At 48.4% G+C, this 13,303-nt stretch carries 14 protein-coding genes and 3 tRNA genes; 10 read left to right on the forward strand and 7 right to left on the reverse strand.

The features are described 5' to 3' along the window. Positions 1-63: 63 nt before the first annotated feature. The 10 genes from K0H59_RS08315 (at position 64) to K0H59_RS08360 (ending at position 9,865) form a co-directional block, all read left to right on the forward strand. A complete protein-coding gene (locus tag K0H59_RS08315) occupies positions 64-687 on the forward strand; it encodes a 2OG-Fe(II) oxygenase (RefSeq protein WP_220055226.1) in 624 nt (207 codons plus the stop codon). Between the two features lie 428 nt (positions 688-1,115). After that, positions 1,116-1,718 (forward strand): GNAT family N-acetyltransferase, encoded by a 603-nt coding sequence (locus tag K0H59_RS08320; protein ID WP_220055227.1) that lies wholly within the window; start codon positions 1,116-1,118, stop codon positions 1,716-1,718. Between the two features lie 82 nt (positions 1,719-1,800). Beyond that, entirely contained in the window at positions 1,801-2,265 is a 465-nt protein-coding gene (locus tag K0H59_RS08325; RefSeq protein WP_220055228.1) for an N-acetyltransferase, read from the forward strand. A 34-nt stretch (positions 2,266-2,299) separates the two neighbouring features. Next, positions 2,300-2,695 (forward strand): hypothetical protein, encoded by a 396-nt coding sequence (locus K0H59_RS08330; RefSeq protein WP_011625878.1) that lies wholly within the window; start codon positions 2,300-2,302, stop codon positions 2,693-2,695. 167 nt (positions 2,696-2,862) lie between these two features. After that, complete coding sequence (locus tag K0H59_RS08335) at positions 2,863-3,258, forward strand: hypothetical protein (RefSeq protein ID WP_220055229.1); 396 nt, start codon at positions 2,863-2,865, stop codon at positions 3,256-3,258. A 225-nt stretch (positions 3,259-3,483) separates the two neighbouring features. After that, the gene (locus K0H59_RS08340; RefSeq protein WP_220055230.1) at positions 3,484-4,548 is read left to right on the forward strand and encodes a DUF2157 domain-containing protein; all 1,065 of its coding nucleotides are present in this window, start codon (positions 3,484-3,486) and stop codon (positions 4,546-4,548) included. Then, positions 4,541-5,647 carry a DUF4401 domain-containing protein gene (locus tag K0H59_RS08345; RefSeq protein WP_220055231.1) on the forward strand — a complete coding sequence of 369 codons (1,107 nt, stop codon included), beginning with the start codon at positions 4,541-4,543 and terminating at the stop codon, positions 5,645-5,647. The genes K0H59_RS08340 and K0H59_RS08345 overlap by 8 nt, the downstream gene beginning before the upstream one ends. 5 nt (positions 5,648-5,652) lie before the next feature. Continuing rightward, positions 5,653-6,168, forward strand: a complete 516-nt coding sequence (locus K0H59_RS08350) for a GDYXXLXY domain-containing protein (RefSeq protein WP_220055575.1) — start codon at positions 5,653-5,655, stop codon at positions 6,166-6,168. Between the two features lie 239 nt (positions 6,169-6,407). Continuing rightward, entirely contained in the window at positions 6,408-9,254 is a 2,847-nt protein-coding gene (locus K0H59_RS08355) for an ExeM/NucH family extracellular endonuclease (protein ID WP_220055232.1), read from the forward strand. 182 nt (positions 9,255-9,436) lie between these two features. Beyond that, positions 9,437-9,865, forward strand: coding sequence for a DUF6678 family protein (locus K0H59_RS08360; protein ID WP_220055233.1), 429 nt, complete (start codon positions 9,437-9,439; stop codon positions 9,863-9,865). A gap of 58 nt (positions 9,866-9,923) precedes the next feature. Here K0H59_RS08360 and K0H59_RS08365 read toward each other — a convergent pair whose 3' ends face one another. The 7 genes from K0H59_RS08365 to K0H59_RS08395 form a co-directional block, all read right to left on the reverse strand. Beyond that, entirely contained in the window at positions 9,924-10,820 is an 897-nt protein-coding gene (locus K0H59_RS08365; RefSeq protein WP_011716640.1) for a hypothetical protein, read from the reverse strand. Positions 10,821-10,830: 10 nt separating this feature from the next. Further along, positions 10,831-11,589, reverse strand: a complete 759-nt coding sequence (locus K0H59_RS08370; RefSeq protein WP_086904444.1) for a hypothetical protein — start codon at positions 11,587-11,589, stop codon at positions 10,831-10,833. Continuing rightward, positions 11,589-12,122, reverse strand: coding sequence for a hypothetical protein (locus K0H59_RS08375; RefSeq protein WP_220055234.1), 534 nt, complete (start codon positions 12,120-12,122; stop codon positions 11,589-11,591). Before K0H59_RS08375 ends, K0H59_RS08370 begins: the two co-directional genes overlap by 1 nt. Before the next feature lie 141 nt (positions 12,123-12,263). Beyond that, a complete protein-coding gene (locus tag K0H59_RS08380) occupies positions 12,264-12,548 on the reverse strand; it encodes a DnaJ family molecular chaperone (protein ID WP_011622321.1) in 285 nt (94 codons plus the stop codon). Between the two features lie 428 nt (positions 12,549-12,976). Continuing rightward, positions 12,977-13,053, reverse strand: a tRNA-Met gene (locus tag K0H59_RS08385). A gap of 33 nt (positions 13,054-13,086) precedes the next feature. Beyond that, positions 13,087-13,163 (reverse strand) — tRNA-Met (locus K0H59_RS08390). Positions 13,164-13,225: 62 nt separating this feature from the next. Further along, positions 13,226-13,302: transfer RNA gene (locus K0H59_RS08395), tRNA-Met, on the reverse strand. Between the last annotated feature and the right edge of the window lies 1 nt (position 13,303).

Genomic DNA, 13,303 nt, shown 5'->3' on the forward strand with positions numbered 1-13,303 from the left:
TCCCCTCCTTTGAGCCCTTGAGTACAGCTAAAGCGTAGCTTCTTATTATTGGATGTAGCATTAATGGTTTCGCAATTAAGTGAAGCAGTGCTGGATGTGATCGCTGACGCCTTGGTAGACAAAGGCTATATCTTTTTACCCGAGTTAATTCCTCACCCCATTAGCCAAGTATTATTGGAAAAAATCCAAGCAACAGAAATACATGAGCTCAAAGCGGCTTCGATTGGACGTGGTGCAGAGCAGCAACTCAACCCTGATATCCGCCGTGATAGGATCCAGTGGCTGGAGGAGCAGAGCGAGCCAGATAGCCTGTATTTAGACTTGATGACGCAGTTAAAGGATGGCCTAAATCGTCGATTATTTATGGGATTATTCGACTACGAAAGCCATTATGCTGTGTATCAACCCGGCGCCTTTTATAAGAAGCATGTGGATGCGCTAAAAGGCAGTCAAAACCGTATCTTAACCACAGTATTTTTCTTAAATCCCGATTGGACGCCAGCAGACTGTGGCGAGCTGATTATTTACGATGAAGCCGATAATGAGATTGAACGCATCGCGCCTAAAATGGGCCACTTTGTGATTTTCTTAAGCGAGCGCTTCCCCCATGAGGTCAGTAAAACCTTAGCCCAGCGCAACAGTATTGCCGGCTGGTTTAGGGTGAGTAATAGCGTGCACGGGTTTTAATCTTAGGTAGTTTTGACTTGAGATAGCCAAAGGCTGATTGCGACGTAAAAGCGCAGTGTTTCTATGTAAACACTGCGCTTTTTTGATCTTAATGGAGCAGCGTTATCGACATCCGTCAAATCGATGTCTAAGTTGTTCACTTTTGCTAGTTTGCGCTAACGCTAGACCAAAAGGGGAGTCATCACTATCCGAACTCTTTAGATCCCTGCGTTATTTGGCTGCATCAGAACGACTACAACATCTGCCTAATCCAATTCATCAACACGTCATTTTCGACGGCGAAGCTTAAGGAAATCTTAGCGCCTGCACCTAGAATGAAATTATCAAATCACATTGAAAATAGAGGTTTTTTTATTTTAGATTAATGTTAGGCTAGTAAAAAATGTGCGCAAGGACACACTTTTTAGTCAGCTAATGGAGGCGATACTGTGGGCGAACGCGATCTTTTAGGTTGTTTAACGGGCGAACATGTCGTGCTGGAACCCCTATCTTTATCCCATGTTGCCGCCTTGAGTTTAGCGGTGGCGGATGGCGAGTTGTGGCGTTTATGGTTTACCAGTGTGCCAGAGCCAAGTGAGATGAAAGCCTATGTGACTAAAGCTCTGGATGAGAAAGCGCGCGGCGAGAGTTTCCCGTTTGCGGTGCGCGACCGTCTCTCCGGTGAGATTGTCGGCTGCACCCGTATCTGCCACTGGGAGAGCGAGCATCGCCATTTGGAGATTGGTTACACTTGGTACGCCAAGCGCGTCCAGCGCACGGGGATCAATACCGAATCCAAGTTATTACTACTGACCTTTGCCTTCGAAACCCTCGATGCCATTGCCGTCGAGTTTCGCACCCATTGGCATAATCAAGCATCCCGCCAAGCCATTGCCCGCCTCGGCGCTAAGCAAGATGGCGTGCTGCGCAACAATAAGATCCTCAAGGATGGCACGATCCGCGATACCGTGGTGTATTCCATAATCGATTCTGAATGGGCCACAGTGAAACACAACTTAGCATTTCGCTTACAGCAACGACCGGTAGAGTAGGGCGAGTCGAGGCTTCAAATGGCGGCATTCATTCGCTATTTGGAGTCGCAACACGCCCGTAGATTTGAGGTAGGAAAGGCCGATGGCAAACATTATTTCTCGCGCTGACGTATCCCATAGTCATGAGGTTGCCCTGTTATTTAATGAGTATCGGCAGTTTTACGGCTGTAAGGATGATGTCCCGGCGGCGGAGCAGTTTATTTGTGCGCGTTTGCAGGATGCCTCGTCCGTGGTGTTTATCGCGCGCTCACCCGAGGGAATGGGGTTGGGTTTTGTGCAGTTGTATCCCAGTTATTCATCGCTGCGTTTGGCGCCGATTTTTATCCTAAACGATGTGTTTGTCACCCAGCATGCGCGTTGTGTCGGCATTGGTCGGGCCTTGGTGCAACAGGCGACTGAGTATGCCAAAGCCCAGGGCGCTCGCGCCTTAGTGCTCGAGACCCAAAAGGAGAATGTTCGCGCGCAGGGATTGTATGAGGCCTTAGGCTTTGTGCGGGATCAGAAATTTTTAACTTACGAGCTTGAGATCCACTCATTGCTTAAGTAGTTTATGCTTAATTGCGAATAAAAAGGACAACAAGATGTTTAAAGCGTTTGCCGTTGCCGGCTTAATGTTAACTGTGAGCCATAGTGTAGTTGCCGATGAGGCAGAAAAGGCCTTTAGTAAAGAAGCCATTGAATGTGCTGCTTATTATCAAATCAGTTCCGAGGCCATTGGCGCCATGAATGCTCCGCAAATGCAGGCGGTGGGTGAGCGTTTAAAAACCTCTAAGGTCGAGGCTGAAAATCTGGCGAAGAAGTATCAGTCAGAAGCCGAAGTCACCCAAGCGGTGGCCGACGCTAAGGCGCGCCAGATCCAGAGCTTAGGCGGCTCAAGTAACTTAGGTGCGCTGATGGGCAAATACAAAGAAGAATGTAAAAACCTGTTAGCCGATCCGCAAAAGCGCCTCGATTACTGGACCATGGCCACCATGTAAGTATTGCGCGTGATAAACAAAGGAGCCTGAGGCTCCTTTGTTTTATTATCTGAAGAATGATTTTTTGAATTAGCGTTAAGCACCTGCAATAGAGTTGAGCTTTGGCGGGTCTTACTCCCTAGATATGCAAGGGCCTGATGGCAGCGAATAAGGGCGAGAGATAACCAATGATCAGTCTGGCAATAGCAACAATCCTGAGCGCTGGCGCGTGCGTTTACCACTTAGTGGAGGGGAAACAAAAGCGGCTGCCGAAGTTGATGAATACGCCTTTGTCTGAGCCAGATAAACAGTGGGTTAGCGCGCTATTTTATTGCCAATCCGTATTCTATTTATCCACTACCGCTGTGTTTTTGGTGTGTGCCCTCAAACTCCTTCCTGAAATGTATGGCTACAGCTTATTGCTGTTTTTGGGGCTTAATTACGGTATGTATGCGATTTGGCTGTTTTACGTGGCCTTATTATCCCCACCCCAAGCCAGCCTGCGCCTACGTTTGCAATCCTTAGTATTTCTATTGATAGCCTTGCTTGCTGTGCTGAGTCCACTGCAGCTACAAGCACTTTAGTTTAATTGACCATTTTACCCTTCAAAAGACAGTGCTTTTATCCCTTTGGTTGATTTATGGATAAGGCTGAAGATTCACTTATCTATTTGCTCTATTGATCAATACAATAGGGACTATCTTTGGCAATTTACTTGGCTGGTTTGTTGCGCACCTAGTTGTAGCACTTAGTGATAGCATCTGATGAAATTGCGCTGTCACGTCAGCTAATAATAGGGAGATTTCAGATTGCGCCATCTTACCTCGCACGTCTATGAATGGCTGGAACAGGGACATATCACGCCAACCGAGGCAAATGAACTCTATCGACAGTTATCCGTACCACCCAACGCCGCCAGTTGGCGCAGCTTATTAGCACAGCTTTTACAATGGTCGGGGGCGTTAAGCTTTGCCTGCGGAGTGATTTTCTTTTTTGCCTATAACTGGCAGTCCCTCGAGCGAATGAGCAAGTTTGCGCTGATTGAAGCGGCACTATTGATTAGCCTTGTCAGCTTTGTCTGGCTGTATTATCGCAGTGCGGCGAAGCGGCTCGTTGACCCTTCTCATTCTTTATTTGGAGCAACCCTTGCCAATGCTGCGCTGCTGGTGGTGAGCCTGTTGGTGGGAGGATTGTTAGCCCTGGTCGGGCAAACCTATCAAACTGGCGCAGACCCTTGGCAGTTATTCGCCATTTGGGCGCTTGTGATTCTGCCCTTCGCGTGGGTGGCAGGCTTTGATGGCCTATGGCTATTGCTGGTGGGGCTAGTCAATTTAAGCCTTGGGCTGTATGCCGATACGACTTCGCTCTGGCTAGATGAACAGTTGTGGTTATGTTTCTTCGTGGTCCTTAATCTGACTATCTACTACGGTTTTGTGTTTCTCGGCAGTAGCAGCAGACGTTGGCATGCGCCATTTGTAGAGTATGCGAGTTCGCTGACGGCCATGGGGTGCTTTACCTTACTGGTATGTTGGATGATTTTTGAGCCGAGTGACACTAAGCCGCTGCTTGTCGGTGTGTGGGTTGGCTACGTTGGCCATCTATTGTTTGGATTCTGGTGGTTCAGGCACAAACGATTGCAGGTTTATCCCTTGGCGTTGGGTGGCTTTAGCTTGATTACCGTTGGCGCGGCGCTATTCACCGAACTGCTGTTTCGCGATAGCGATCCCATTGGCGGCTTTTTGTTGATTGGGCTTTACATCATTTTAGCGAGCACAGGCTTAAGTGCGGTGTTAAGGCGACTGCATCGGCAAGCTAAAGCGGGAATCTCGCCTACGCAGACACCCAGCGAGAATGAGGGGCTAAGCCATGAATAAGCATCAGAATGAGCTCCAGAATGAGTCGATGCAATCTCTGTGGCAGAGTTTGTATGCTCAGGGCGCAGTGAATTCCCCCGAGTTACCCGAATCGCAAGACATGCCTTGGTATATCGCCTTGATGCAAGCCGGTGCAGCCTGGATAGCCGCTTGGTTTTTATTAGGTTTTATGGTGTCACTTTTCGATAGCCTATTGGGGCGATTCGAAGGCGGCGCGGCACTCTTTATCGGTGGTAGCTATCTAGGCTTAGGGCTTGCCTTATATTGGGGCGGGCGCCAACAGCACTTTTTGCAGCAGTTTGCCTTTGCCTCCTGCTTAAGCGGCACGCTTGCCTTGGCTTGGGGGCTGTTTGATTTACTCGGCGAAGCCTTCAATCTGGCTTGGTATCTGAGCATGGCTGCATTGTTTTTACTGCTTTGGGCGATTATCAAGCACGCTGCGGCCCAGTGGGTATTTGCATTTGGCTGTAGTGCCTGTGTCACCGGCCTGTTGGCCGAGTGGCATCTCTTATCGTTAACGCCGACGCAGTGGCTATTGCTATCTAGTGTTGTGCTACTCAATCTTCACCGCACTGGGCACCACTATCAAAGGGCGAGAATGTGGATTTTTGCCACGAGTGCAAATCTGCTCACCATTCAACTTATGCATGTGTTTAGTCTGGATAGGGAGTTTTCGCAGTTGTATGCCGTGGGGTGGCAGTCGGGGATAACCGCGATTCATTTACTGGTCGTGTTTGCCATCTGCAGCTTTTTGCTCCTGAGTCTGTGTAAGCAATGGCAGATCCCATTCACCCATCCTGCCATATTGTTCGCGCTTTTAGGGTTAGTGCTTATTAGTGCACTGTCTTTGCCAATGCAGGGCTTATCGACGGCTGTGCTGCTGATATTGTTAGGGCACTACGGGCATGAAGTGTGGCTTAAGGGGATGGGGATTGCCTCTGGGCTGGTGTTTGCGGCGGGCTATTATTATTCCCTAGAGACGACCTTAATGCTTAAATCTCTGTATTTGATGGGATTAGGCGGAGTGCTTATTATCGCGAGATTGCTGATGTGGCGCTATTTTCCCATCAAACAAGTGCTGGTCGCAGCAAAGGAGTAAGCATGATGAATCAAGCGACCTTAGCATTAAGCCGTTTTCATAAGCGCGCCATAGTCTTAGTGGTGTTTACCGCTGCGGTACTGCTGATAAGCATCAACTGGCGAATCGCTCAGTTTGAGCAGTTATTACAGGATGGCCAAGTGGTACGTTTTGCCTTAGCGCCAGTGGATCCTCGCTCGATTATGCAGGGGGATTATATGGCCTTGGAGTATGCTATTGCGCAGGAGGTGCGCGCCGCGTTGCCCGAGGGGATGACGCAGGGACAACTGCTGTTGACGCTCGACTCGCAAAAGGTGGCGCATTTTGTCGGAATTTACCGTGATCAACCCAAAGCTGCCGAGCAACTCACGGTAGATTTTCGCCTACGCAATCATAGAGTAAAACTCGCCTCAAATAGTTTTTTCTTTGAAGAGGGCCAAGCCGACCACTTCAGCCAAGCAAAGTATGGTGAGTTTAGAGTCAGCGATAAGGGAGAATTGTTGTTAGTCAGCTTACTCGATGAGCAGTTGATGCCGCTATAAGGGGCTACTCTGATGATCTTTAACAAGATGGTGAGCCATGCCCGCCATCTTTGCTATTTTTCCTAGTCCAATCCGCTAAATTGCCGCCTAAATATCCATCTTAAGTTGCAACTTGCGTGCAACTAATTTGTAACCTTGATTCCCTATAGTATCGTCAGTTTTCGAGGCTAAGCGCTTCGTGAAATCGTAAGTCTTTAACTTCAATACCAATATAAAAAAGATACTTATTAGGGGTCATTATGTTTAATAACAAAACGCTGTTGGCGTTAGCCATCAGTGGCGTGTGTGGGTTTGCCCATGCTGCCGATAATCTGATTATTACTGAATATGTTGAAGGCAGCAGCAACAACAAAGCCATTGAGTTATACAACCCAACCGCCAGCAGCATCGATTTAAGCCAGTATCAATTGCGCTTCTATTTTAATGGTAGCACAACGGTGGGCACGACTATCGCCCTGACCGGCACCTTAGCCGCAGGGGCGACTCATGTGGTTGCTGATAATGATGCATCGGCCGATATTCTGGCGGTGACAAATCAACAAAGCAGCGCGAGTTTTTTCAATGGTGACGATGCCATTGTACTGACCTATCAAGACCAAGTGATTGATAGTTTGGGCCAAGTGGGTGTAGATCCCGGCAGTGAGTGGGGCAGTGGTGATTTATCGACGCAGGACAATACCCTGCGCCGCAATCCCGAACAGCTAATCGCCGATCCCATTATTGATGATGCAGTCACCTTTAATACATGGTTAGGTTTTGCCAAAGACGATATCTCGGATCTGGGTAAGTTCAGCGCGGGCACTCCAACCGATCCTGTTGAGCCGCCACCGAGTTCATTAGCCTGTGGTGAAGCCTCAACGCCTATCCATGCCCTGCAAGGTTCGACCAATGTCAGTCCGTTAAACGGACAAACCTTAGTGGTAGAAGCCATAGTGGTGAGTAACCAAGAAGCTGGCCTCAAGGGCATCTTCGTGCAAATGGCCGACAACGAAGCCGATAACGATCCACAAACCTCGGAAGGGGTGTTTGTTTATACCGGTAATGCGCCAACGGGTTATGTGGCGGGCGACCGTGTACGCTTAAAGGCTAAAGTCACTGAATATCAAGGCTTAACGGAACTGACTACGGTTGCCGATCATAAGTTGTGCGCCGCAGGTCAGACCCTACCGACAGCCGCCGTGGTGACCTTACCTGTGAATTCGAGCGATGACTTTGAACCCTTTGAAGGCATGCGCGTCCGCTTTAGCCAAGACCTGGTGGTGAACGAAGTCTACAACTTGGGCCGCTATGGTGAAATTTCACTCGGTAGCAGCCGTCACTTTATTGGGACGCAAGTGGCCGCGCCAGGCACAGATGCCTTAGCCGTCACTGCTGCCAATCTCAAAGACAGTATTTTACTCGACGATGGCTTAACGGCGCAGAACCCTGATCCTGTGATTTTCCCGGCGCCAGGTTTAAGCGCATCGAACACTGTGCGTGTGGGTGACAAAGCCACGAGCCTGACGGGCGTTATGCACTATGGCTTTAATCTTTATCGCATTATGCCGACTGAGCCAGTTAATTTTGTGGCAGAAAATCCTCGTCCACAATCGCCAGTGCTTGCCGAAGGTGGCAATCTGAAAGTCGCCAGCTTTAACGTACTGAACTACTTTAATGGCGATGGACAGGGCGGCGGTTTCCCTACTGCGCGCGGTGCCAATACCCTGAGTGAGTTTGAGCGTCAAAAAGCGAAGATTGTCAGCGCCATGGTAGGGATCAGTGCCGATGTGTTTGGTCTGATGGAAATCGAGAACGATGGCTTTGGCGCTAACTCGGCGATTGCCGATCTCGTGGCGGGCCTCAATGCCGCCGTGGGTGAAAATCGCTATGCCTATGTTATTCCAAAGGTCAATGGCAACAACTTAAGTGCGATCGGTACGGATGCGATTACCGTCGGTCTCATCTATCGCAGCGACAAAGTGAGCCCTCAGGGTGATGCGCGTATTTTATCGAGTGCTAACTCTCCCTTGGATGACGCCGCGCAGCCACTGTTCGACGACAGCAAAAACCGCCCTATGTTGACTCAAGCCTTCGTGCTAAACGGCAGTGAGGAGAGTGTAGTCGTTGCGGTTAATCACTTGAAATCTAAGGGCAGTGAGTGTGCAGGCGATCCAGATATGAACGATGGTCAAGGTAACTGCAATATTACCCGTACCCGCGCAGCAACGGCGGCAGGGCAGTGGATTGCCGCGCAGTATCCAGAGCAAGGCGTACTGCTGATTGGCGACTTAAACTCCTACGCTAAGGAAGATCCGCTAAGCGCATTGGCTAACGCTGGCTTTAGCGAGTTGTTTGCAAAACTCGAAAAAGCCAATCCTTATTCCTATGTATTCTCGGGTGAATCAGGGCAGTTAGACCATGCGCTAGCCAATGCCGCGTTAGTGGATAAAGTCCTAGATGTGACCGAGTGGCATATCAATACCGACGAGCCGCGCGTGTTAGATTACAACGAAGAGTTTAAGACGGCTGCGCAGGTGCAAGACCTTTATGCCAGTGATGCTTATCGCTCATCGGATCATGATCCTGTGGTGATTTCACTCCTGCTCGAAGCGGAAAACGTGGCTCCTGAAGCCAGCTTTACTCAGCTTGTGAATGGTGGGAGTGTGCAATTGACTTCAACCTCCATTGATAGCGACGGCCAAATCGTCTCTACTGAGTGGGACTTTGGCGATAATAGCCAAGCCATGGGTGAGTCGGTATCCCACACCTATGCGCAAACTGGTGATTATCTAGTGACGTTAACCGTGACCGATAATGACGGTTTAAGCCATAGCAGCTCACAAATGGTGTCTGTAGTGGTTGAGAACGTGAAAAAGCCACCCGTTGCGCAAATTCAGCACATCAATTTATGGTTAGTCGATATGTTTATTTCGACCAGCTATGACACCGATGGTGTGATCAAACAGCATAAATGGAAGTTTGATAACGGTAGCCGTGCGAGTGGTCCTGTGGTGTTTCGCCAAGCACGCCGCGGACTACATACGGTCGAGTTAACCGTGAAAGACAATGATAAATTAACGGATACCACGTCACTGACATTCCGTTAAGCGCTAGCCTCTTTCTTTAAATATCAAAAGCCTGCTATTGCAGGTTTTTTTACGTTTATTCGCTTACTTTAATTCACAATCGCGTGCTTTAAATTCAAGCTAAGTCGCTGTAAGTACATCCTCGCTTAAGCTAAGATGACGCCACGTATGGATTTTTACTCACAGGGAGCAGGCGCATCGCAATGAATGCAGACACCTTGGTGTACCTCAATCAGCATCAATTAACCTCAGTGATAAACCTCACCAAATGGCGTCAGCTTGAGCAGGCGCTCCATGAAAAGCCGGACTTTGTGCCCCATGTGCGTTATAAGCTGCTGGAAGATGAAGGACCAAACCCTGGTTTCACGCCAGTGTGGTGGGACGAGTTACTCGCAATTTGCGAGAGGATTGAATGGCTTGAGATTGATCCGCTCAAAAGAGAACACCGCGGCAGATTGCTACCGGAAAAAACCACGGATTTTACTGATTATATCGAGGCGCAACTGCACAAGTATCGGCTCCCCTACAGCAAAGAAGCACAAGGGATCAGGATTTGGGGCTACCTTCGCCCCGATGCGGCTATGCCGGTATTTTGTATTGCAGCAGGTGGCGAGACGATAAAGGAAGCGTAAGCAACTTCTGATGGTAGATAAAAAGCGGGGCGCTAATTGATTAGCGCCCCGCTTAGGATTAAAGCACGATATAAAGTGGCCAGCCGAGTAGACCGACGAGTCCTTCTTTATGCTCGAATCTTTCTAAACGCTCAGGGGAGGCGTCGCTCAGCAGCAGTTCGCGGTAGCTTTTCGCGAAATTCAATGTACGCAGCAATGCTGGCGCAAAGTTTTTACCTAAATCTTTACCGATAGTCTCGGCCAGCTCCGCGGGGAGTTCCGCCAAGGCTTTTTGGGTTTGCTGCTCGATATACTCGAGGCTAAACCATTCGTCCTGCAAGCTGATTTTGGCAATGCGCTTTTTCAGATCTTGTCTGACTTTGGCATTATCAAACAACATCCGATACAGCACGGCTTCGGCCAATACGCTCTCCAGATTTAAGAAATCCAAAGGATCATAGCTAGTTTGGGCATAAAACTGCGCCATTAGCGCTGCAATCGATTGCTGACGTTGGTGCTCGGCCAATGCATCTTGGTAGGCCTCATAGCCCAGCCACTCTTCGGCATCTGGCGGCGTAGAGACTTGTTCCAGCAGGAATTTATCCACGTCACCATAGAGCGACTTACCATTCACCAGCTTATGTTTGCTGACGACGCTGAGCATGCTCCAACCCTTTTGGAAGCATTTGACCACGCCATCGGCGGTGAGCAATAAACGCACCGCTTGCTGTTGGTCCTGATCAGACAGTTCCATTAATCCGAGACTGACGACGCCAATCACATCGTGCGCCGCCTGTTCCAGTAAGTGCATCTTGTACTTGTTGTAGAACTTATCTGCCAATTTGAGGCTCATCAAAATGGCTTTAGATTTGATTTGTGCGAGCTGCTCACCGCTAAGGGTGTCGTCTGCTTGGCCTTTAGCCAACACCTTGCTCAGGTATGGGCCTTGGTCTAAATCACGCAGTACCAGTTGCATCTAGGGATCCTTAATCTAAAAAGCTAAACATATCATCCACTTCTGCGTATTCGTCCGTGACTTGGTTTTTCTCTTTCGCTTGGATAACCAGTTCATTGACGAACTTGTTAATGATCATTTCCCAGCCAGAGCTTTCGTTACGCAGTAGGTTTTTAATGGCTTTTTCTACATCGGGTGCCAGCTCATGGATTAACGCCATCAGACTACGTGGATCATCTAGGCTTAAACTATGGGCTTCTTCACTGTCGACACGGCTGTCATAGCCGACGGTGTCGGTATCTTCTTCATCGTCGTAATAATCGTTGAAGTGGTCTTCATCGTCGTGGCGTTCGCCCAGCATCATCTCGATAAAGGGGATAGACAGATAGAAGAGGCCGGCGGGATCTTCGGCAATGCACTCTAAAATAGCGGTTTGTTTTTCTTCGCTATCTTGGATGCGAATTAAATAGGTCAAAAAATCAAAGGTATGCTGAATAAGTTCTTCGGCATTGTTCTTGATTTTTTCTTCCCAATACAATGGTTGCTGACAGACGATGTCGCGAATTTGTTCAGGGGTCATCAGCTCCGACATAATTGACGGGCAGGAGATATCGTGGTGACTGTTGATTTGCGTCAGGGTCACAATGTCCATTTTTTCAATGACTTCGACTAATTGCTCATCGTTCATTGTGGTGGCGATGAGTTCGAAACGTTTACTGGCCTGTTTTGGCTCGACATCGGCGAGCTCTTTAATCTCGGCAACGGTTATTTCAATGAGACTAGTGTTCATTAGCGGTCCTCATCATCGTAGTGATCGTAGTAGCCATCTTCCTCTTCGCCATCATCATCGTCGTCATCGGCATAATCGGCGTAATCACTGTCTTCGTCTTCAAAATCATCGTCAGCGCTGCGTTTAGGCGCAGGTGCACTTTTGCCTTGATTTTCCAGTAAATAGAGTACAGCGCAGCTTTCAATCAATAAATCTTCTGAATAGGCGCGCACCGCCTGCACTAAGGGGACATCGGCATTGTTAAAGCCGATAGTGACCTTGAACTCGTCCCACTCGGGTTGCGTTGCGGTATTAATCCAGTGAGCCCACTTGAGTTTGGCATCACTTGGGAATTTTACTCGGCCATAGAGTGCCACAGGCAGATACTCGGGTACCGACTCGAGCATTTTAGGGTCAGCCTGTAATACTTTTTTGATTTGACTGGTAAATTGCTCTAGTGCCTTGGGCGTATCCGGGTCATCATAGGACTCGATATTGTCGTAGGCATTGGTTTTAAGCTCATTAATGCGTGAGATATTCAGTTTTTTGGCCATGGGCATGTCTCGAAATAAAAAGCTATCAAACAAACAGCTTCTCAAAATAAACCGTGTTGCAATAAAAGGTTCAAATTAAGGGGCTTGGCAAACTAAGCTCATTAATTTGGCACTCCCAGTGTTGCACTGGAAATAACCCGCTTAAGGGTAAAATTGATCCCACAATTCGCGCATCGCGCCATTGGGATCGGTCACGATCACATTATTGAAGTCTCGGATAAACGCATTTCTAAGCTTGGGATCTGAGAGCACTTCATAAGCTTTTTTAACGCGCTCAAGTTGTTGTGATGCTTGTTCTTTTTCTTCATCAGAGGCACCTAACAACTTATCGGGATGGTATTTGTTTGAGAGCCGGCGATAGGCTTTTTTAATGTCGTCTTCTTTGGCGCTAGGTTTGATACCGAGCACACTAAAGTGGTTAATCATATTTGTACCTGCAGGCGATGGGTTGGTATCGCAAGATAAAAGCTAAGTGCTGATTATCTGTCAATTTGTGGAATTATGATTAGTCAGCGATGGATCATAGCAGAAATGCGCATTAGGCGGCAAACGACTCTGTTGGCATTTATGACTGAAATCGTGGCATTTATTAGGCTTGATAAAAATCGCCGGCGCTTTTGGAGATAAGGTATATAAAGCCAAACAGGGGCGGGGGAAAAGATAAGTAAACTGAGTGAGTTGATGGCTAGCAACTTGTGCTGGATTTAAACCAGCCACTTCGTCTGTTGCTTATAGATAGTAGAGCCCGACGAGCGAGTCGTTACCATTGGCTGAAACGAATCAGATACACAAGAAGTGAATTTTAGGCATAAAAAACCAGCTTAATGCTGGCCTAGTGATTGTAAGTCGATAATTGGTTGCGGGAGCTGGATTTGAACCAACGACCTTCGGGTTATGAGCCCGACGAGCTACCAAGCTGCTCCATCCCGCGTCCGATTATTACTTCTATTTGTTATCCATCAATTGGTTGCGGGAGCTGGATTTGAACCAACGACCTTCGGGTTATGAGCCCGACGAGCTACCAAGCTGCTCCATCCCGCGTCCGATATTGAGGATTTACAAGATTGGATATCCTTTTGAATATCATCACCTTGGCTTTAAATTGGTTGCGGGAGCTGGATTTGAACCAACGACCTTCGGGTTATGAGCCCGACGAGCTACCAAGCTGCTCCATCCCGCGT

Origin of the sequence: Shewanella sp. FJAT-51649 (genome assembly GCF_019457435.1) — a bacterium.
Lineage (GTDB): Bacteria > Pseudomonadota > Gammaproteobacteria > Enterobacterales > Shewanellaceae > Shewanella > Shewanella mangrovisoli.